Consider the following 18711-nt stretch of genomic DNA (forward strand, 5'->3'; position numbering starts at 1 on the left):
CTTCAGATGACCGCAACGCCCGAAGTGGCCGTCAGTTCGAACACTCAAACGCTCGATTTCGACGCGCTCGTTCTTTTGCTTGAGCAGATTTTTCAACGCCATGGCACCTCCGCCGAGGTAGCCAGGACACTGGCCCTCAACTGCGCCGGCGCCGAACGCGATGGCGCCCATAGCCATGGCGTGTTCCGCATTCCCGGTTACGTGTCGACGCTCCAGAGCGGCTGGGTCAATGGCCAGGCCGTGCCGGTGGTCGAGGACGTGGCTTCGGGCTTTGTCCGGGTCGACGCCGGTAATGGTTTCGCCCAACCGGCCCTCGCCGCCGCTCGCGGTTTGTTGGTGGAAAAAGCCCGCAGTGCCGGCATTGCGGTGCTGGCGATTCGTAACTCCCACCATTTCGCTGCCTTGTGGCCGGATGTCGAGCCCTTCGCCTATGAAGGCCTGGTGGCGCTGAGCGTGGTCAACAGCATGACCTGCGTGGTGCCGCACGGTGCCGATCGTCCGCTGTTCGGCACCAACCCGATTGCTTTCGCCGCCCCTCGGGCTGACGGCGATCCGATTGTCTTCGACCTGGCGACCAGCGCCATTGCTCACGGCGATGTGCAGATCGCCGCGCGCAAGGGCGAGCGTTTGCCGCCGGGCATGGGGGTGGACGGTCTCGGCCAGCCGACCCAGGACCCGAAAGCGATTCTTGAGGGCGGGGCGTTGCTGCCGTTTGGCGGGCATAAAGGTTCGGCGCTGTCGATGATGGTCGAGTTGTTGGCAGCGGCGTTGACCGGCGGCAATTTTTCCTTCGAGTTCGATTGGTCGAACCATCCGGGGGCCAAGACGCCTTGGACGGGCCAACTGTTGATCGTGATCGACCCAAGCAAGGCGGCCGGGCAGAATTTTGCCGAGCGCAGTCAGGAACTGGTCCGGCAGATGCACGGTGTGGGGCTCAGGCGTTTGCCGGGGGATCGACGTCACCAACAACGGGCCAAGGCCAGCACCGATGGCATCCCGCTCGACGCGCAGACGTTGGCGAGTTTGCGGGAATTGGCCGGGCTCTGAGTCCTGCATGCTCTGAGTCTGCATAAAAGCCTGGCATGAAAAAGGCGAGCTGCGTGCTCGCCTTTTTGCTGGGTACTGATTAAAACCGGGTCGCTTAACGCCGACCCAGTAACAACCCGACTACCAGGCCGAAACCGGCAGAGATCGCCACGGTTTGCCACGGATGACCACCGATGTAGGTTTCAGTGGCTTCAACCGCAGGTTTGGTTCGGTCACGAACGCGGGTGACGGAGTCCCGAGCCTGCTGAAGTTTCTGAGCGATTTGCCCACGAAGTGTGTCCGCTTCCTCACCCACCAGTGAGGCGCTGCTATTCAGGAGTTTTTCCGATTCTTCGATCAGAGCCTGAAGTTCGCTGAAGGCCTGATCCTTGATTTGATCTTCGGCGACTTGTGCGGCGGTTTTTCGGGCCATTGGGGTACTCCTTGCAGATAAATGGACAGTGAACAATGGAGTCTGTCGTCAGCGAAAAAGTTGCAGCGAATTTGCCTGCCGACGCAATCCTGATCAAAAATCCAGAGCAGGACATTTCCTCCTACAGTGTAAGATGTCGCCTATTTTACGCAGCAGGTAACTCCCATGAGCTTCAATCTGGCCGACAAACCCCTTGCCGAGCGCGCTGCGCTGGAAGATGAGAAATCCCGTCTGTTCGATCTATGGCAAAGCAATCTGGGCAAGTCCAAGGGCGAAGCCGCGCGGTTGTTCGGTGAGCGCGCCAAGCGCAAAGGCAAATGGGCCGAGTGGGTCCGTGCCGAACTGGACGTCATGTCGCCCCCGGAATTCGCGAACATGGTCCGCAGTGAAGTCAATCGCCTGATGGCTGCCAAGTAGCGCTCGCAAAACTCGCGACAATCGCTTCCCTTACTTTCAGCACCACCGGATCGAGCTGCGTACTGGTGCGCCAGCCCAGTTCGATCGGGTATCGCGGCAACGCCAGAGGGCAGGGCAGCAGTGTCAGTCCGCTGAGCGCAGCAATGCTTTGTGCCGCATGGGCCGGAATGGTCGCCACGGCCTGACTGCCCTTGAGCAAGTGCGGCAACGCGGCAAAGTGCGTGGTCGAAACGCATACCCGCCGAGTCAACCCCAGCGCCGCCAGCCCCTCATCGGTGATCCCGATAAAGCCGCCCGACGACACCAGAATGTGCTCGCGCTCGACGAACTCATCAAGGCTGAGGGTCTGTTGTCCCTCGGCCAGGCTGAGCGGGTCCACCAGGCACAGATAACCGCCTTCCCCCAGCACCTGACGGCTGAGCAAGCGCTCGGCAAACCCTCCGGCGGTGATCGCCAGATCGATGCTGCGTTCCATCAACGCTTGCGCGACGATCTGACTGTGGGTCTGACGAAAGATCAGCCGCAGCTTCGGCGCCACGCGGGCGATTTCCTCGATCAGCCGGCGCCCATAAGCGATTTCGAAATCATCGGACATGCCCACGGTCACCGAGCGACCGTCGTACTGGTGGGCGGTCGGATCGACCATCGCCAGGCTCTGCCGGCATTTGTTCAGGGCATCGCTGACTACCGGTTTCAACTGGTTGGCCTTGAGCGTGGGCGCGAGTCCGCGGCCGGTGCGCACGAACAACTGATCGCCATACACCTCGCGAAGCCTTCGCAGTGCCGCGCTGACCGCCGATTGCGTCACGCCCAGACGCAACGCGGCCCGGCTGGCGCTGGACTCCTCGTGGAGTGCTTCGAAGACTTTCAGCAGGTTGAGATCGACGGTGGCGATATTCATTTGGTTCATATCATTCAGCAGCAAACGGGGCTTTATTCATGATCCCGTGGCGCCGGAGAATGAGCAACACCTCATTGCTTTCGGAGTTGATGCGATGCCCAAGTCAATCGTTGCTGCACTGCAAATCGGCGCCTTGCCCGGCGGCAAGGCCGAGACCCTGGAACAGATCCTTTCCTGGGAAAACGCGATTATCGAATCCGGCGCGGCGCTGGTGGTCATGCCCGAAGCGTTGCTCGGCGGTTACCCCAAAGGCGAAGGCTTTGGCACTCAACTGGGTTATCGACTGCCGGAAGGGCGTGAAGCCTTTGCCCGGTACTTTGCCAATGCGATCGACGTGCCAGGCGCGGAAACCGAAGCATTGGTCGGGTTGTCAGCGCGCACCGGCGCCAATCTGGTGATCGGTGTCATCGAACGCGCCGGCAGCACTTTGTTCTGCACTGCGTTGTATTTCGATCCGCAGGCCGGGCTGGTCGCTAAGCACCGCAAACTGATGCCAACCGGCACCGAACGGTTGATCTGGGGCAAAGGCGATGGCTCGACATTGCCGGTGATCGACAGTCAGGTCGGGCGGATCGGTGCGGTGATTTGCTGGGAAAACATGATGCCGCTGCTGCGCACCGCGATGTACGCCAAAGGCGTGGAGGTCTGGTGCGCGCCAACGGTGGACGAGCGGGACATGTGGCAGGTCAGCATGCGCCATATCGCCCATGAAGGACGCTGCTTTGTGGTCAGCGCCTGTCAGGTTCAGGGTTCACCGCGCGCCTTGGGCGTGGAGATCGCCAACTGGCCGGCGGACCGTCCATTGATTGCTGGTGGCAGTGTGATCGTCGGGCCGATGGGCGACATTCTGGCGGGGCCGCTGCGTGACAGCGCCGGTTTGCTCACCGCAGAAATCGACACCGATGACTTGGTCCGCGCCCGTTACGACTACGACGTGGTCGGGCACTACGCGCGCCCGGACGTGTTTGAGTTGACGGTGGATGAGCGGGCGAAACCGGGTGTTCGATTTATCTGAGAGCACGCCACTCTTCACGGGTGATTTCCCAGAGGTCTCTGGGGAATCGCCCGCTGACGAAGTCGCCTTCATCGCTGCGGATCAAGCGCATGCTCGTACGTTCCGAGAGTTTGCGCGAGCCGATGTTGGGCGCCGCTTTCGGTACCCGCATCACGGGCCGGCCGAGGGTTTCGAACCAGTACTCGGTGACCGCCGCACAGGCTTCGGTCATCAAGCCCTGGCCTTGCCATTTTGGCCCGAGCCAGAAGCCACGGTTGTTGTCCTGTTCATCCATCAGGCTGACATTACCGATCAGTTGCTCTGGCGCCGACTTCAAACGAATCGACCAGTGCCATTCTTTGCCGGCGGCAATCGCCGGCAACGCGATGTCACGCAGATAGATCAGTGCGCCGTCAGCAGGGTACGGCCAAGGGACCAAGGCGTTGAGATAACGCACCACTTCCCAATGCGGGAACTGTTGCTGGATGGCGCCGGCGTCGGCCAATTCCAGCGGACGAAGGATCAGGCGTTCGGTGTACAGCGTGGGTGTGGCTTCCATGTTCTTTGTCGCTCCTTGAGTCGTGATTTACCAGGTGCCGGTCGTCGATGTTGGCAGTCTGAGTTTGCCACTGTCCACGAAACGCATGGTGCCGAACAAGCCGCCCGCGAGTTTGCCGTGCAGGACGTAGGGCAGGTTGTCGAGGGTTTGGGTTTTGCTCAGGCCCAGTGTCTGGCGCAACACGGAGAACGCCGAAACACTCACCGGAACGGTCAGCACGGTTTCGGAAAAGCGTGCAATCGAGCCCGATTGATCGCTGACGCCAGAGGCGAGTGGCTGGCCATTGACTTCCAGGTCCATGGCCACGCCGTTGTAATTGATGGTGGTCTCGTTGGGATTTTGCACGCGTATTTTCACGGCAAAGCGTACTTCCATGTCCTGGCTTTGCAACGGTTCGATGCCGACGACATTGATGTTCAGCGGGTCGCGATTGGGGAACAGGGCACAGGCGCTCAGGGAGAGCAAAAGCAGGGAAAGGATAACGGCGTGGACACTGCGCATGAACGTGCTCTCTTAAAGAAAAGGCCGAACCTCCAGTGGCTCGGCCTCGAGCATTTTCTAGCGGTTCAAGGGTGCGACAGCGGCAGGCGAGACGGGTTCACCCTTGGCCGGGACATCCGGGTTTTCCATGACCCGCAGGATGGACGCTTCCGGATCGAAATCGTCTTCTTCCAGCTCAATGAACTCTTCGGGCAGGAAGATATTCAGCACGATAGCGCACAACGCGCCGACGGTGATCGGCGATTCAAAGATGTTGTGCAGCGTCTTGGGCAACTCGCGCAGCACTTCCGGAACCGCCGCTACACCCAGGCCCATGCCCAGCGAGATAGAAACGATCAGCATGTTGCGCCGGTGCAGGCCGGCTTCGGCGAGGATCTTGATCCCGGCGACGGCGACGGTGCCGAACATCACCAGCTCAGCACCACCGAGTACCGGTTTGGGCATCAGTTGCAGCACCGCGCCGATCATCGGGAACAACCCCAGCACCACCAACAAACCGGCAATGAAGAACGCCACGTAGCGGCTGGCCACGCCGGTGAGCTGAATCACGCCGTTGTTCTGGGCGAAGGTCACCATCGGCATGCTGTTGAACACGGCGGCCATGGCCGAGTTGAGGCCGTCGGCGAGCAGGCCGGACTTGATCCGGCGGATGTAGATCGGGCCTTTGACCGGCTGCCGGGAAATCATCGAGTTGGCGGTCAAGTCACCGGCGGCTTCCAGCGGCGACACGAGGAAAATCACCGCCACCGGCAAAAACGCCACCCAATCGAAGTTAAAGCCGTACTTGAACGGCACGGGTACGCTCATCAGCGGTACTTGGGGCAGGCTGGCGAAATTGACGTCACCCATCAGCCAGGCCACGACATAACCGAGGGTCAGGCCGATGACGATCGCACCGAGACGCAGGAACGGCACATCGACCCGGTTCAACACCACAATCGTTCCGAGCACCAACGCCGCCAGGGCCAGGTGACTGGCCGCGCCGAGGTCCGCAGCACCGAAACCGCCGGCGATGTCGGTCATGGCGACTTTGATCAGTGACAGACCCATCAGCGTGATGATCGTGCCGGTCACCACCGGGGTGATCAGCATCCGCAATTTGCCGATGAACTGGCTCAACACCACTTCGATGAAGGCAGCGAAAAAGCACACTCCAAAGATGGTCGACAGGATTTCATCGGTGCCGCCGCCCCGGGCCTTGACCATGAAACCGGCACTGAGAATCACGCTGATGAATGAGAAGCTGGTGCCTTGCAGACACAGCAGGCCGGAACCGATCGGGCCGAAACGTCGTGCCTGAACAAACGTGCCCAGCCCCGAGACGAACAGCGCCATGCTGATCAGGTACGGCACTTCGCTTTGCAGCCCGAGGGCGCCGCCCATGATCAGGGTAGGGGTGATGATGCCGACGAAACTGGCGAGCACGTGTTGCAGGGCGGCGAAGACGGTGGCGGTCAGATGCGGCCGATCGTCGAGGCCGTAAATCAGGTCGTTATCGCGCGGGGCAGGGGCTTTTTCAGAGGCGGTCATGGTGGTGTGCATGCCAAAAGGCGGGCCGGGTCAAAAAATGGAGGCGCAGGATGCCAGAACAGTAGGGCCACGGCAAAAAAACGACCGAAGCTTTAGGTAAACGCCGCCAGCAAATCCTCTTCAAAGGCCTTTTGCGCATCCCCCGGTACCTGGGCGCGATGCCGGGCCAGATGAAACGCCACGTCGAAACTCATGTCCTCTCGACGCACGGCCCGGAGCAGGCTTTTGTCTTCCCAGCTCCGGGCAAAGTGGCTGGGCAGATAACCAACGTGTTTTCCCGAAAGAATGAAGGCGAGGGTCCCTTCGACTTGCTCCGAGCGCGCCGAACACATCTTCCCCTGGAAGGGCTCGTCACTGCGCAGGAAACGGTAAGGGTGATCGACCCGATCACAAGCCTGTAGCGCTAGATCATCAGGTGCATCGTCGGTGAACAGCGGATGGCCGGGGGCGCAATACAGGTGCTGGGTTTCGGTAAACAGTTCGCGGTAGTCAAAAGCGCTTTGCACTTGTGAGAAGTAGCCGATCGCCAGGTCCAGTCGTTGTTGCAGCAGCAACCGTTCCATTTCGCCGGGCATGGCGCTGATCAACTCGATACGTACCGATTCGTCCCGTTCACGAAAGCGCCGGATCGCATCGGCCACCTGTTGCAACACGGATTGATCGAGTGCTTCGGACAGCCCCAGACGAACCTCGCCGATCAAGCGCCCGGCCACACCATTGGATTGATGGCGGAAGGCTTCGATGGACTCGAACAGGCTGCGAGTTGCGCTGAGCAGTTGTTCGCCCTTGGGCGTGATTTTGAAGCCCCCCTTGCCGCGACTGCACAGCCGATAACCGAGTCGGGTTTCCAGTTTGGCCATTTGCTGGCTGATGCTCGACTGGCTCAAGCCCAACTCACCTTGGGCTGCACTGAAACCGCCGCACTCCACCACGTTGACGAACAGGCGCAGCAGTTGCAGATCGAGATCGTGGAGTTGGCTGAGCATCAAACATTACTCCGGGATAAAGTCAGGATAACTAACTTGGTATTTTTCCAATGTATCCGACGGCGCATTCTGAATCCACTTCATCTGGTCAGGTGTTCCGTCATGGCTCCCATGTTCAAGCTGTGTGTACACGCGCTGTTCCTTGCCATGGCCGTATCGGCTCAGGCCGAGGAAAAAGTCCTCAATCTCTATAGTTGGGCCGATTACGTGGCGCCGGAAACCTTGCAGCGGTTCGAGCAGGAAACCGGTATCCATGTGCGATACGACACGTTCGACGCGCCGGAAGTGCTCGAAACCAAACTGCTCACCGGTGGCAGCGGTTATGACGTGGTGGTGCCGTCGTCCAGTGTTCTGGCCCGAGGGTTGGCGGCCGGTGCGCTGAAGGCCATTCCTCACGAAGGCCTGAAGGGCTACGCCAACCTTGATCCGGATCTGTTGGAAAAACTCGCCGCGGTCGACCCGGGCAATCTCTACGGTGTGCCCTATACCTGGGGCACGCTGGGGCTTGGGATGAATGTCGAAGCGGTGCAAAAACGCTTGCCGAACGTGCCGCTCAACAGCCTGGACCTGCTGTTCAAGCCGGAATACGCCAGCAAACTGAAGGACTGCGGCATCGCGATCATTGACTCGCCGCAGGAGGTGATCGGTCTGGCGTTGCACTATCTGGGTAAAGATCCCTACAGCACGGACAAGAACGACCTGGAGGCGGCGCAAGCGTTGCTGCATCAGTTGCAGCCTAACGTGTTGTACGTCGCCAGTGGCCGACAGATCAATGATCTGGCCAACGGCAGCGTCTGTCTGGCCCTGGCCTATAACGGTGACGCGAGCATGGCCGCCGATCAGGCGCGCAAGGCCAACAAACCCTATGAAATCGTCTACCGGATTCCCAAGGAAGGCACGATCGTGTGGCAGGACAACCTGGCGATCCCCAAGGACGCGCCTCATCCCGAAGCCGCACGCCAGTTCATTGAATTCATGTTGCGTCCGGAGTCCGTCGCGGCGCTGACCAACACACTGTTCTTTGCCACAGCCAACCAGGCAGCAACGCCGTTGGTCGATGAGGCTGTGCGCACCGACCCTGACATTTACCCTCCCGCCGACGTGCGTGACCGGCTATACGCCGACCGCAGCATGAGCCTCAAGGACATGCGTCAACGCACCCGCTTGTGGACCACTTTCCGTAGCCGCCAATAATAAGGAACCTGAGATGGACGTCCCGATGCAAAACGATCAGGCCATGACCCGTGACAGCCTCTATGGCACTGCCGCCGAAAGTACCTACGCCGGTATCACCAGTTTCATGCGTCGTCGCTACAGTCGCGACTTGCGCGGCGTCGACGTAGCGGTCAGCGGTGTCCCGTTCGACACCGCCACCAGCAATCGCCCCGGTGCGCGCTTCGGACCACGGGGCATTCGTGCCGCGTCCACCGGGATTGCCTGGGAACGCCACTGGCCGTGGACGTTCGACCCGTTCGACCATCTGGCGGTCATCGACTACGGCGATTGCGACTTCGATTACGGCACACCGCAGTCGGTGCCGGAAAGCATCGAAGCCCATGCCGAACACATTCTCAACGCCGGTAGCGCGATGCTGACGTTCGGCGGGGATCACTTCATCACGTACCCGCTGCTCAAAGCCCATGCGCGTAAACATGGTCCGCTGTCGTTGATCCACTTCGACGCCCACAGCGACACCTGGCCGGACGAAGATGGCAAACGCGTCGATCACGGCACGATGTTCTGGCACGCGGCCAAGGAAGGGTTGGTGGACCCGTCGCGTTCGGTACAGATCGGATTGCGCACCACCAATGACGATCACCAGGGTTTCCAGGTGCTGGATGCGCGGCAAGTGCATCGACGTGGTGCTGATGAGATTGTCGAGGCCATTCGGGCGCGGGTGGGTGATAACCCGGTGTACCTGACGTTCGACATCGACTGCCTCGATCCGGCCTTCGCTCCAGGCACCGGAACGCCGGTGTGCGGTGGCCTGAGCACGGTGCAGGCGCTGGAGATCCTGGGCGGTTTGCGCGGGATTAATCTGGTGGGTATGGACGTTGTGGAAGTGGCGCCGGCCTACGACAGTGCGGACATTACCTCACTGGCGGCGGCGACGTTGGCGATGGAAATGCTGTGTTTGTATGCGGCTAAACATAAGGTCGATAAGTAATACGCGGGCCAATGTGGGAGCGAGCCGGCTCCCACATTATTTGATCTGTGTCAGGCCACTGGGATGATTGGCAGGTCCAGGGTTTCAGCCCCGGTAAATCGCGCCATCGACCCGGCAATGGATTCATGGGGCACGCCCATTGCCACAGCACTGACACCCTCAAGCCGCGACAGTTGATCCCCGCTCAATTGCACATTCAACGCCCCCAAGGTCGCATCCAGTTGCTCACGGGTGCGTGAGCCGAGAATCGGAATCAATGCCGTGGTCGAACGCTTGGCTTTTTCTCGCAGCCAGGCAATGGCCACGTGCGTCGGGCTGGCGCCCAGTTCCGCGGCAACGGCCAGCAAAGTGTCGAGCAGGGCGGTTTCACGGGCACTTTTCTCGGCGTGGATCAGCATGCCGAGTTTGGCGGCGCGGTTGTCGCCATCGTTGGTGCGGTACTTGCCAGTGAGGAATCCGCCACCCAGCGGCGACCACAACGTAGCGGCCAGGCCCAGGGCTTCGGCCATCGGCAGTTGTTCACGTTCGGCGGTGCGTTCGGCGAGGCTGTATTCCACCTGAATCGCCGCAATCGGTGAGAAGCCGCGAATCTCGGCCAGCAAATCGGCCCGAGCGATGCGCCACGCCGGGAAGTTTGACAGCCCTGCGTAGTGAATTTTGCCAGCGCGCACCAGATCGTCGAAACCGCGCAGTATTTCTTCCATCGGCGTCACGCCATCGCTCATGTGGGCCCAGAACAGGTCGATGTGGTCAGTGTTAAGTCGTTTCAGGCTTTCTTCCACGGCGCGAACCATGTTCTTGCGGTTGTTGCCGGTGTGGGAAATGCCCTCATCCGGCGTGGTCCCCAGGGTGTATTTGGTGGCGATGACCAAGCGATCCCGTTCCGCTGCGATGAACTCGCCGAGCATGGCTTCAGACTGGCCTGCCTGATAGCCGTTGGCGGTGTCGATGAAGTTGCCGCCGGCCTCCAGGTAGCCATCAAAAATGCGTTTGGCTTCGTCGCGCTCGGCGCCATGGCCCCAACCGGTGCCGAAATTGCCCGCGCCCAGCGCCAGTTCCGAGACCCGCAAGCCGGTTTTGCGGCCAAAGACTTTGTAATGCATGGGATGACTCCTGAGGGGAAAAGCGTTGGGGGTCGAATATAAATGTCTAGCGACATGTATTTAATATTATGCGAGTAATATTCGCCGTCAAGGCGCTTTTCCGTTTGCAAGAGAAAGGCCGACCACCGGCCTCATTGCTACTGCCACTTTCTGACAGGGTCCTCTGCTAAACTCCGACAACTTTTACGGACAGAGCCTGCCGATCGTGTCGCGTACCACTCGTTTACTGACCTTGTTGCAAGTGCTTCGCGGCAAAAGTCGTCCGGTGACCGCGGCGACGCTTGCCGGCGAATTGGAGATTTCCGAGCGCACGCTGTACCGCGACATCGCCGAACTCACAGCCCTTGGCGCGCCTATCTACGGCGAAGCGGGGATCGGCTATGTGCTGCGCAGCGGTTTGTTTCTGCCGCCGTTGATGCTCAACGCCGATGAAACCGAAGCCATCGTGCTGGGGTTGCGCTATGTGGATCAGCGCGGGGATGAGGTGTTGAGCAAGGCTGCGGCGGATGCGCTGGCCAAGATTGCGGCGGTATTGGCGCCTGAAGCGCTGGACGCGTTACGCAACCCGACGGTGTTGCCGGGACCGCCCGGCTATGGCTTTGCGCCCAACGCCGTGCCACTGAGTGTGTTTCGCCAGGCCATCCGCGATCAGGCCAAGCTGCACATCGATTACGCGGACGCCAACCAGGTGCCGAGTCAGCGGCTGATCTGGCCGCTGGCCCTGGGGTTTCTAAACGAGGTGCGAATCATCGTCGCCTGGTGTGAATTGCGCAGCGCCTATCGCACCTTTCGCACTGACCGGATCTCGGCAGCGAACGAGCAGGGCGAGCGTTATTCGGGGCGGCGCAGCGACCTGCTGCGCACCTGGCGCAAGCAGATGCAACTGGATGAAGCAGGGCGCTTCACTCCTGACAAGAACTGACACAGGCTTGTTTTAGCATGGCTCCAAAATCAACAAACAAGGAGCCGTAACCATGTCCAATTCCGCCTCTTCACTGGCGCCCGCCATCGCTGCCTACATTGCTGCCGCCAATGCCCGCGACACCTCGCGGGTCGCCAGTTTTTTCGCTGAGGATGCCAATGTGTTCGATGAAGGCCAGCACCAGGTCGGCACTCACGCCATCGCGCAATGGATGCAAGACACTGCCCAGCGTTACCAGCCACGGGTCGAAGTACTCGACGTGCAATTGCGCACCGGAAAAGTGCTGGTGCATAACCTGATCTCCGGGACGTTTCCGGGCAGCCCTCTGGAATTGCGCTACATGTTTCGCCTGAATGAACAGGGCAAGATCGCCCGGCTAGACATCTCTCTCTAACCAGACCGCGTGGCATACTGCCGCGCATGAATATCGACTCTCCCTTAAGCGCCTGGCAACACGCCATCGAACAGAAGGGCTTCGTCCAGGACGAAGCCCAGGAACATGCCGTGTGGGCGCTGCAGAAATGCTACGAGGCGCTGCATGAAGGGCGCACGCCGATCACTGGCGTGTACCTCTGGGGCCCGGTCGGGCGCGGTAAGACCTGGTTGATGGACCAGTTTTACCAAAGCCTGAAGGTCCCGGCCCGCCGCCAACACTTTCACCACTTTATGGGCTGGGTGCATCAGCGTTCGTTTCAACTGACCGGCACCGCCGACCCGCTGAAGGCGCTGGCTCGTGAACTGAGCGAGGAGGTGCGGGTCCTGTGCTTTGACGAATTGTTCGTCAACGACATCGGCGACGCGATCATTCTCGGACGTTTGTTTCAGGTGATGTTCGAGCAGGGCGTGGTGGTGGTTTGCACCTCCAATCAGCCACCGGATCAGCTGTACGCCGATGGCTTCAATCGCGACCGGTTCGTGCCCGCCATCGAGGCGATAAAGCAGCACATGCAGGTGATTGCGGTGGATGGCGGCGAAGATCATCGCCTGCACCCAGGCAAAGGTTTGCAACGTTACTGGGTGGCAGCACCGGGGCAACCCAGCGCTCTGGGTGAAGTGTTCAAGCCATTGACCGTCGGCCAGTCGGTGTCCAGTGACCCGATCAAGGTGGGCTACCGCTCACTCAATGTCGTGCAGGCCAGTCCAACCGTACTCTGGACTCGTTACGCCGATCTCTGTGAACAGCCTTTTGCCGCCATGGATTTCATCGCCCTGTGCGACACCTTCAGCGCTATTCTGTTGAGTGACGTGCCCAACCTCAGCGCGCAAAAGCGCGAAGGGCGCATCGCCCGAGGCACTGAAGACGGCGTCGAACGGGTGGTGGCGGGCGATCGCGAGTTGCCACAATTGTCGGTGCATGACGACGGTGTACGGCGTTTCATCGCCCTGGTGGACGAGTGCTACGACCGCAAGGTGCCGCTGTGCCTCGAAGCGCAGGTGCCCATGGAATCGTTGTACACCGAGGGTTATCTGGAGTTTCCGTTCCGCCGCACCCTCAGCCGTTTACAGGAAATGCAGATGCAACGTTTCGCCGAAGCTTGAACAAGGAGCCGCGAACATGAACCAGCCTCTGTCACACCATTTGCTGACCATGGCTTATCAGAACGCTTGGGCCAATCATCGCCTCGCCAAGGCCTGGAGCCAGCTGAGCCCGGCCGATCTGGCGGCACCGCGGGTCAGCTTCTTTCCAAGTCTGCGCGCCACCCTCAATCACATCCTGACCTGCGACTGGTTTTACCTGGATGCGCTGGAGCGGGAGTTGCGCGGCGATGACCCGCATCCCGAATGCTATGTGTTTTTCAACCAGGACGAGCCGTTTACGCACGCAGTAGACCTCAAGCGCGAGCAAACGCTGGTAGACCGGCGACTGATCGCCTACTGCGAGCAAATGCGCGATGCCGACCTCGGGAAGATCGTGACCATCGCCCGGGACACGCCGCAACATGAGAGCCGCGTACGCATGCTCTCCCATCTGTTCGAGCACCAGATTCATCATCGCGGGCAGGTTCACGCCATGCTCAGCAGCACCTCGGTCAATCCGCCGCAACTGGACGAGTTTTTCTGTGCCGGGGAGTCAGGCTTGAGGGCTGAGGATTTTGCCGAACTGGGGTGGACCGAGGCGCTGATCTGGGGCGCTTGAGCGAAAAATTACAGCAGGATCCGGTTGTCGACACGGCTGTGCCCGCGATATTGTCGGTCGGCCTTTCAGTGCGAGATGTGCTGGGGCAACTTAATGTGTGAACGAGGGTGGAAATGGAATCCGCAGAAATTCTTGTGCTTCAGGCCAGTTACACCAATTCGGTGCATGCCGAGGCAATTGGACTGGTGCTAAATGCTTACGCTGAAGACCCGATGGGTGGCGGCCACTCGTTGCCCGCCGACTTGTTGAAGCAACTGCCGGCGGAACTGGCCAAACGTCCCCACGCGTTCAGCGTTCTGGCCTTCGTCGGTGGCGAGCCGGCCGGGCTGGTCAATTGCTTTGAAGGTTTTTCGACTTTCGCCTGTCGACCGCTGGTCAACGTGCACGATGTGATGGTGGTGAAGAAGTTTCGCGGCTTGGGGTTGAGCCAGAAGATGCTGCAAAAGGTCGAGGACATCGCTCGCCAGCGCGGTTGCTGCAAAATCACGCTGGAGGTGCTGGAAGGTAATGCAGTCGCCCAGGCTTCCTATGGCAAGTTCGGTTTTGCCGCAGGCATGTTCGACCCGGCGCACGGTCGGATGCTGTTCTGGACCAAGGCGCTTTAAGGTAATACGAGCAAAGAAAAGGGCGTCCATCAGGACGCCCTTTGTCGTTACGGTTTGTAGGGCTCTGTCACTTGCGCGGTTTGATCATCCGGAACTCTGATTTCCTTGGTGTTGCTGGCGTTACTTTGATTCGCCTCTTGGCTGAGCCGCAGGCTCTCAAAGTAATACCGCATGCGTTCAGCGCCACCTTCGGCCAATGCAGCGGTTGAACTGAACATCATCAGGCCGGCGAGGATCATGGTTGTACGTTTCATGGTGTGCCCCACTACGAGTTGTCGGGTCCTTTCGTCCATGAAGCAATGTCGAAGGGACATTATCCGCCGATTCCGATAAATGGGAATTACCTGAGCCTAGAGCTTCCAGTCCAGGCTCAGGGTCACCGTGCGCAGGCCCCTGAAATGATTACTTCTGAACGACTGCCGGAGCACCTGGCAGCGCTTTGGGTTTCATCAGGCTGAAGTCGATCAATGCCTTTTGCTCGCGCTCATAAGGATTGCCGATCATCAATGGTCGTGGCTTGAAACTGTCACTTTCCAGAATGCACGACGATCAGCTCGCGCGGTGCCGCGTCGGCCAAGGGGGGAGTTGTTGGGTTTGTAAAGGGGGATGGCAGGTCGGAAACAGCAGTGGGCTGCTTCCGAATCAAGCGAGGGGATCAGGCGTGAGGCACACGGTGAGTGACGGGCAAAGGCTGGGCCTGATTGCTTTGTGTCAACAAGCGCAATTGCGCGAGCTCCTGCTTCAACTGGTCGCGCTCGTCTTTCAACTGGCGCAATTCATCGCGACGGATCGTGACGTAAAGGGTTTGTGCTGGCAGTGCTGCGTGTACTGTGCCCATTGCTCACCTCGCAAATGGCTGTCTCAACTGTAAATCCGCCCCGACATCGGTGCTTATTTACTATCGGCTGCGATTTTGATTTCTTTTGCCCCGGAAGGGAACTTTTTTATTTTTTATGGTCGTTGTGTCTTCGGCGCGATTACCGACGTTATCAATCTGGATCGGGCACAATGCCCGGAAACTATGTGCCCCAACGCTGGACTAAGTCGAATGAGTCGCGTTGGGCTATAACCTTTGACACACATTATTTGTAGTAGGGAGCATCAGCACATGCAACTCGGGATTATTGGACTGGGCCGCATGGGCGGTAATATTGCGCGGCGTCTGATGCTCAACGGGCATACCACCGTTGTTTACGACCGCAATACCGCCTTTGTCGACACCCTGGCCGCAGAAGGCGCCTCTGGCGTCATCGACCTGCCGGCGCTGGTCGCTGGCCTGGCCAAGCCACGTGCGGTGTGGGTCATGCTGCCGGCCGGCGCACCGACCGAAGACACCATCGACACCCTGAGCACCTTGCTTGAAGCTGGCGATACCATCATCGACGGCGGCAACACCTTCTATAAGGACGACATCCGCCGGGCGAAAACCCTCTCGGAAAAAGGCCTGCACTACGTCGACGTCGGCACCTCCGGCGGCGTCTGGGGCCTGGAGCGGGGCTACTGCATGATGATCGGTGGCGAAGCCGAGGTGGTTAAACGCCTCGATCCGTTGTTCGAGAGTCTCGCACCGGGCCTGGGCGACATCCCTCGCACCAAGGACCGCAAGTCCGAAGACGATCGTGCCGAGCGCGGTTACATCCACGCAGGCCCGGCCGGTTCGGGCCACTTCGTGAAAATGATCCACAACGGCATCGAATACGGAATGATGCAGGCCTTCGCCGAAGGCTTCGACATCCTCAAGACCAAGGCCAGCACCAACCTGCCGGAAGATCAGCGTTTCGAACTGAACGTAGGCGACATCGCCGAAGTCTGGCGTCGTGGCAGCGTCGTGTCGTCCTGGCTGCTCGACCTGACCGCCGACGCGCTGGCCAGCGATCCGAAACTCGACGGTTACACAGGCGAAGTGGCTGACAGCGGTGAAGGTCGCTGGACCATCGAAGCCGCCATGGAGCAATCGGTGCCTGTACCGGTGCTGTCGAACTCGCTGTTCTCCCGCTACCGTTCGCGCGGGCAAGGCACCTTTGGCGACAAGATTCTCTCGGCCCAGCGCTTCGGCTTCGGCGGCCACGTGGAGACTTCGAAAAAATGACCCGTCTGATCCGCAATAAATCCAAGGCAGAACCTGCACCACCAACCACGCTGTTTTTGTTCGGTGCCCATGGTGATCTGGTCAAGCGTCTGCTGATGCCGGCGCTGTACAACCTGAGTCGCGACGGTCTGCTCGACGATGGACTGCGGATCATCGGCGTCGACCACAACGCCATTACCGACGAAGCCTTTGCCCGCAAGCTCGAAGATTTCATTCGAGCCGAAGTGGCGAGCAAGGTGGGCAAGGGCGATCAAGCCCTTGATCCGGAACTGTGGGCCAAACGGGCCAAAGGCATCAGCTACGTCCAGGGCGATTTCCTGGACGACAGCACTTATCAAGCGCTGGCGGCGAAAATTGCCGCCAGCGGTACTGGCAACGCCGTCTTCTACCTGGCCACCGCGCCACGTTTCTTCAGCGAAGTGGTGCGTCGTCTCGGCGCCGCCGGCTTGCTGCAAGAGTCGCCAGAAGCGTTCAGAAGGGTGGTGATCGAAAAACCCTTCGGTTCCGATCTGCATACTGCCGAAGCCTTGAACGCTTGCTTGCTCAAGGTGATGACGGAAAACCAGATCTACCGAATCGATCACTATCTGGGCAAGGAAACCGTGCAGAACATTTTGATCAGCCGGTTTTCCAACAGCCTGTTTGAAGCGTTCTGGAACAATCACTACATCGACCACGTACAAATCACCGCCGCCGAAACCGTTGGCGTGGAAACCCGTGGCAGTTTTTATGAACACACCGGCGCCTTGCGGGACATGGTGCCCAATCACCTGTTCCAATTGCTGGCGATGGTCGCAATGGAGCCGCCGGCCGCTTTTGGCGCCGATGCGGTACGCGGCGAGAAAGCCAAGGTGGTCGGTGCGATTCGCCCCTGGTCGGTCGAGGAAGCGTTGGCCAACTCGGTGCGCGGCCAATACACGTCCGGCGAAATCGACGGCAAGCCGTTGCCGGGGTATCGTCAGGAAAACAACGTGGCGCCCGACAGCAAAACCGAAACCTACGTCGCGCTGAAAGTCATGATCGACAACTGGCGCTGGGTCGGCGTGCCGTTTTACCTGCGCACCGGCAAGCGCATGAGCGTGCGCGACACCGAGATTGTCATCTGCTTCAAACCGGCGCCGTATGCGCAGTTCCGCGATACCGAGGTCGATGAGTTGCAGCCGACCTATCTGCGAATCCAGATTCAACCCAACGAAGGCATGTGGTTCGATCTACTGGCCAAACGGCCCGGTCCGGCCTTGCAAATGGCCAATATCGAACTGGGCTTTGCCTACAAGGATTTCTTTGAAATGCAGCCGTCCACCGGCTACGAAACCCTGATCTACGATTGCCTGACCGGCGATCAGACGCTGTTCCAGCGCGCCGACAACATCGAGAACGGCTGGCGCGCCGTGCAGCCTTTCCTTGATGCCTGGCAGCAGGACGCGAGCGTGCAGAGCTATGCCGCTGGCGAAGACGGCCCGCAGGCTGCAGAAGATCTGTTGACTCGCGACGGTCGCGTCTGGCACGGCCTCGGATGAGTGATACAACGCCGCAACCCATCCGTTTTCTGCTCAGTGACATGGACGGCACCTTGTTGCTGCCCGATCACAGCCTCAGCCAACGGACCCTCTCGGCGGTCCGTTCCTTGCGCGAGGCGGGCGTGTTGTTCAGCCTGGCCACCGGTCGTCCACCCAAAGCCATGTTGCAGCAGATTGAAGCCCTGGGCGTCGACCTGCCAACGGCAGCCTTCAATGGCGGCACTATCGTCAACCCGGATGGCAGTTTGCTGGTCGCGCATTACTTGCCGGCCACGGCGGCGTTGACGGCATTGGCGCTGTTTGCCGACCGGCCGGACATCGAAATCTGGGTGTTCAGTGGTGGCGACTGGTTGCTGAAAGATCCGAACGGCCCAATGGTGCCTCGTGAACAGCACGGCCTGGGTTATCCGCCAGTGGTGGTCGAAAGTTTTGAGCCGTACCTGGAGCGCATCGACAAGATCGTCGCCACCAGCAACAACACGCAGTTGTTGATTGAGCTGGAAGCGCGCCTGCTGCCCAAAGTGGAAGGCCAGGCACAGGTCTCCCGTTCACAGCCGATTTATCTGGACGTGACCGCGATGCAAGCCAACAAGGGTGCAGCGCTGGCGACACTGGCCGAGTTTCTCGGTGTACCGCTGGAGCAGACCGCGGCGCTGGGCGATGGCGGCAACGACCCGGCGATGTTTCACCGCGCAGGCTTGTCGATCGCCATGGGGCAGTCGGAAGAGGCGGTGAAGCGCCAGGCTGATGTGGTGACGGGCGCCAATACCGAGGACGGTGCGGCCCAGGCAATCGAGCGCTACATCCTCCCTCGGTAAGTC

General features: G+C 59.9%; 22 protein-coding genes. 13 read left to right on the forward strand and 9 right to left on the reverse strand.

The window, feature by feature from the left end; all coding sequences use genetic code 11:
- Positions 1–6: 6 nt before the first annotated feature.
- A complete protein-coding gene (locus tag MO767_RS01750) occupies positions 7–1047 on the forward strand; it encodes an Ldh family oxidoreductase (protein ID WP_282479131.1) in 1041 nt (346 codons plus the stop codon).
- Between the two features lie 94 nt (positions 1048–1141).
- On the opposite strand, the gene MO767_RS01755 is transcribed toward MO767_RS01750, so the two are convergent.
- On the reverse strand, positions 1142–1459 hold the full coding sequence (locus MO767_RS01755; RefSeq protein WP_282479132.1) for a DUF883 family protein: 318 nt from the start codon (positions 1457–1459) through the stop codon (positions 1142–1144).
- Positions 1460–1624: 165 nt separating this feature from the next.
- On the opposite strand from MO767_RS01755, the gene MO767_RS01760 reads away from it, so the two are divergent.
- A complete protein-coding gene (locus MO767_RS01760) occupies positions 1625–1876 on the forward strand; it encodes a hypothetical protein (RefSeq protein ID WP_282479133.1) in 252 nt (83 codons plus the stop codon).
- Here the strand turns inward: MO767_RS01760 and MO767_RS01765 are convergent.
- Complete coding sequence (locus MO767_RS01765; RefSeq protein ID WP_282479134.1) at positions 1851–2786, reverse strand: LysR family transcriptional regulator; 936 nt, start codon at positions 2784–2786, stop codon at positions 1851–1853. The genes MO767_RS01760 and MO767_RS01765 overlap by 26 nt on opposite strands.
- A gap of 85 nt (positions 2787–2871) precedes the next feature.
- Here MO767_RS01765 and MO767_RS01770 point away from each other — a divergent pair, with 85 nt between their 5' ends.
- Positions 2872–3792, forward strand: a complete 921-nt coding sequence (locus MO767_RS01770; RefSeq protein WP_282479135.1) for a carbon-nitrogen hydrolase family protein — start codon at positions 2872–2874, stop codon at positions 3790–3792.
- Here the strand turns inward: MO767_RS01770 and MO767_RS01775 are convergent.
- The 4 genes from MO767_RS01775 to MO767_RS01790 all read right to left on the reverse strand — a co-directional run bounded on the left by MO767_RS01775 (position 3785) and on the right by MO767_RS01790 (position 7347).
- Positions 3785–4330 carry a GNAT family N-acetyltransferase gene (locus tag MO767_RS01775; RefSeq protein WP_282479136.1) on the reverse strand — a complete coding sequence of 182 codons (546 nt, stop codon included), beginning with the start codon at positions 4328–4330 and terminating at the stop codon, positions 3785–3787. The genes MO767_RS01770 and MO767_RS01775 overlap by 8 nt on opposite strands.
- A gap of 27 nt (positions 4331–4357) precedes the next feature.
- The gene (locus MO767_RS01780) at positions 4358–4831 is read right to left on the reverse strand and encodes an LEA type 2 family protein (RefSeq protein ID WP_282479137.1); all 474 of its coding nucleotides are present in this window, start codon (positions 4829–4831) and stop codon (positions 4358–4360) included.
- Between the two features lie 57 nt (positions 4832–4888).
- The gene (locus tag MO767_RS01785) at positions 4889–6361 is read right to left on the reverse strand and encodes a nucleobase:cation symporter-2 family protein (RefSeq protein WP_282479138.1); all 1473 of its coding nucleotides are present in this window, start codon (positions 6359–6361) and stop codon (positions 4889–4891) included.
- 92 nt (positions 6362–6453) lie between these two features.
- Complete coding sequence (locus MO767_RS01790) at positions 6454–7347, reverse strand: LysR family transcriptional regulator (RefSeq protein WP_282479139.1); 894 nt, start codon at positions 7345–7347, stop codon at positions 6454–6456.
- A gap of 102 nt (positions 7348–7449) precedes the next feature.
- Here MO767_RS01790 and MO767_RS01795 point away from each other — a divergent pair, with 102 nt between their 5' ends.
- Entirely contained in the window at positions 7450–8541 is a 1092-nt protein-coding gene (locus MO767_RS01795) for a polyamine ABC transporter substrate-binding protein (protein ID WP_282479140.1), read from the forward strand.
- Between the two features lie 13 nt (positions 8542–8554).
- The gene (speB, locus tag MO767_RS01800; protein WP_282479141.1) at positions 8555–9514 is read left to right on the forward strand and encodes an agmatinase; all 960 of its coding nucleotides are present in this window, start codon (positions 8555–8557) and stop codon (positions 9512–9514) included.
- Between the two features lie 50 nt (positions 9515–9564).
- Here the strand turns inward: speB and MO767_RS01805 are convergent, their stop codons facing one another.
- Complete coding sequence (locus MO767_RS01805) at positions 9565–10617, reverse strand: aldo/keto reductase (protein ID WP_282479142.1); 1053 nt, start codon at positions 10615–10617, stop codon at positions 9565–9567.
- 205 nt (positions 10618–10822) lie between these two features.
- Here MO767_RS01805 and MO767_RS01810 point away from each other — a divergent pair, with 205 nt between their 5' ends.
- The 5 genes from MO767_RS01810 to MO767_RS01830 all read left to right on the forward strand — a co-directional run bounded on the left by MO767_RS01810 (position 10823) and on the right by MO767_RS01830 (position 14281).
- Positions 10823–11539: a YafY family protein gene (locus MO767_RS01810; RefSeq protein ID WP_282479143.1), complete on the forward strand. Its 717-nt coding sequence runs from the start codon at positions 10823–10825 to the stop codon at positions 11537–11539.
- Positions 11540–11591: 52 nt separating this feature from the next.
- Positions 11592–11933 carry a nuclear transport factor 2 family protein gene (locus MO767_RS01815; protein WP_282479144.1) on the forward strand — a complete coding sequence of 114 codons (342 nt, stop codon included), beginning with the start codon at positions 11592–11594 and terminating at the stop codon, positions 11931–11933.
- A gap of 26 nt (positions 11934–11959) precedes the next feature.
- Positions 11960–13078 (forward strand): cell division protein ZapE, encoded by a 1119-nt coding sequence (gene zapE / locus MO767_RS01820; protein WP_282479145.1) that lies wholly within the window; start codon positions 11960–11962, stop codon positions 13076–13078.
- A 16-nt stretch (positions 13079–13094) separates the two neighbouring features.
- Complete coding sequence (locus MO767_RS01825) at positions 13095–13676, forward strand: DinB family protein (RefSeq protein WP_282479146.1); 582 nt, start codon at positions 13095–13097, stop codon at positions 13674–13676.
- Between the two features lie 113 nt (positions 13677–13789).
- The gene (locus MO767_RS01830) at positions 13790–14281 is read left to right on the forward strand and encodes a GNAT family N-acetyltransferase (RefSeq protein ID WP_282479147.1); all 492 of its coding nucleotides are present in this window, start codon (positions 13790–13792) and stop codon (positions 14279–14281) included.
- Positions 14282–14328: 47 nt separating this feature from the next.
- Here the strand turns inward: MO767_RS01830 and MO767_RS01835 are convergent, their stop codons facing one another.
- Together MO767_RS01835 and MO767_RS01840 are read right to left on the reverse strand one after the other, a co-directional pair.
- Positions 14329–14535: a hypothetical protein gene (locus tag MO767_RS01835; RefSeq protein ID WP_282479148.1), complete on the reverse strand. Its 207-nt coding sequence runs from the start codon at positions 14533–14535 to the stop codon at positions 14329–14331.
- 401 nt (positions 14536–14936) lie between these two features.
- Entirely contained in the window at positions 14937–15119 is a 183-nt protein-coding gene (locus MO767_RS01840) for a DUF6026 family protein (RefSeq protein WP_056739988.1), read from the reverse strand.
- 270 nt (positions 15120–15389) lie between these two features.
- Between MO767_RS01840 and gnd the strand changes: the two genes are divergently transcribed.
- The 3 genes from gnd to MO767_RS01855 are packed head-to-tail and all read left to right on the forward strand — an operon-like array spanning position 15390 to position 18708.
- Entirely contained in the window at positions 15390–16370 is a 981-nt protein-coding gene (gene gnd, locus MO767_RS01845; protein ID WP_282479149.1) for a phosphogluconate dehydrogenase (NAD(+)-dependent, decarboxylating), read from the forward strand.
- Complete coding sequence (gene zwf, locus MO767_RS01850) at positions 16367–17890, forward strand: glucose-6-phosphate dehydrogenase (RefSeq protein ID WP_282479150.1); 1524 nt, start codon at positions 16367–16369, stop codon at positions 17888–17890. Before gnd ends, zwf begins: the two co-directional genes overlap by 4 nt.
- Positions 17887–18708: an HAD family hydrolase gene (locus MO767_RS01855; RefSeq protein ID WP_282479151.1), complete on the forward strand. Its 822-nt coding sequence runs from the start codon at positions 17887–17889 to the stop codon at positions 18706–18708. The genes zwf and MO767_RS01855 overlap by 4 nt, the downstream gene beginning before the upstream one ends.
- Positions 18709–18711: the final 3 nt, after the last annotated feature.

The sequence above is a fragment of the Pseudomonas sp. UYIF39 genome, from assembly GCF_029963765.1.
Classification (GTDB): Bacteria; Pseudomonadota; Gammaproteobacteria; order Pseudomonadales; family Pseudomonadaceae; genus Aquipseudomonas.

Bases quoted from the DNA above. Each gene is read 5' to 3' on its own strand.
- MO767_RS01750 (WP_282479131.1), top strand. From the start codon at position 7: ATGACCGCAACGCCCGAAGTGGCCGTCAGTTCGAACACTCAAACGCTC.
- MO767_RS01755 (WP_282479132.1), bottom strand. From the start codon at position 1,459: ATGGCCCGAAAAACCGCCGCACAAGTCGCCGAAGATCAAATCAAGGAT.
- MO767_RS01760 (WP_282479133.1), top strand. From the start codon at position 1,625: ATGAGCTTCAATCTGGCCGACAAACCCCTTGCCGAGCGCGCTGCGCTG.
- MO767_RS01765 (WP_282479134.1), bottom strand. From the start codon at position 2,786: ATGAACCAAATGAATATCGCCACCGTCGATCTCAACCTGCTGAAAGTC.
- MO767_RS01770 (WP_282479135.1), top strand. From the start codon at position 2,872: ATGCCCAAGTCAATCGTTGCTGCACTGCAAATCGGCGCCTTGCCCGGC.
- MO767_RS01775 (WP_282479136.1), bottom strand. From the start codon at position 4,330: ATGGAAGCCACACCCACGCTGTACACCGAACGCCTGATCCTTCGTCCG.
- MO767_RS01780 (WP_282479137.1), bottom strand. From the start codon at position 4,831: ATGCGCAGTGTCCACGCCGTTATCCTTTCCCTGCTTTTGCTCTCCCTG.
- MO767_RS01785 (WP_282479138.1), bottom strand. From the start codon at position 6,361: ATGACCGCCTCTGAAAAAGCCCCTGCCCCGCGCGATAACGACCTGATT.
- MO767_RS01790 (WP_282479139.1), bottom strand. From the start codon at position 7,347: ATGCTCAGCCAACTCCACGATCTCGATCTGCAACTGCTGCGCCTGTTC.
- MO767_RS01795 (WP_282479140.1), top strand. From the start codon at position 7,450: ATGGCTCCCATGTTCAAGCTGTGTGTACACGCGCTGTTCCTTGCCATG.
- speB (WP_282479141.1), top strand. From the start codon at position 8,555: ATGGACGTCCCGATGCAAAACGATCAGGCCATGACCCGTGACAGCCTC.
- MO767_RS01805 (WP_282479142.1), bottom strand. From the start codon at position 10,617: ATGCATTACAAAGTCTTTGGCCGCAAAACCGGCTTGCGGGTCTCGGAA.
- MO767_RS01815 (WP_282479144.1), top strand. From the start codon at position 11,592: ATGTCCAATTCCGCCTCTTCACTGGCGCCCGCCATCGCTGCCTACATT.
- zapE (WP_282479145.1), top strand. From the start codon at position 11,960: ATGAATATCGACTCTCCCTTAAGCGCCTGGCAACACGCCATCGAACAG.
- MO767_RS01825 (WP_282479146.1), top strand. From the start codon at position 13,095: ATGAACCAGCCTCTGTCACACCATTTGCTGACCATGGCTTATCAGAAC.
- MO767_RS01830 (WP_282479147.1), top strand. From the start codon at position 13,790: ATGGAATCCGCAGAAATTCTTGTGCTTCAGGCCAGTTACACCAATTCG.
- MO767_RS01835 (WP_282479148.1), bottom strand. From the start codon at position 14,535: ATGAAACGTACAACCATGATCCTCGCCGGCCTGATGATGTTCAGTTCA.
- MO767_RS01840 (WP_056739988.1), bottom strand. From the start codon at position 15,119: ATGGGCACAGTACACGCAGCACTGCCAGCACAAACCCTTTACGTCACG.
- gnd (WP_282479149.1), top strand. From the start codon at position 15,390: ATGCAACTCGGGATTATTGGACTGGGCCGCATGGGCGGTAATATTGCG.
- zwf (WP_282479150.1), top strand. From the start codon at position 16,367: ATGACCCGTCTGATCCGCAATAAATCCAAGGCAGAACCTGCACCACCA.
- MO767_RS01855 (WP_282479151.1), top strand. From the start codon at position 17,887: ATGAGTGATACAACGCCGCAACCCATCCGTTTTCTGCTCAGTGACATG.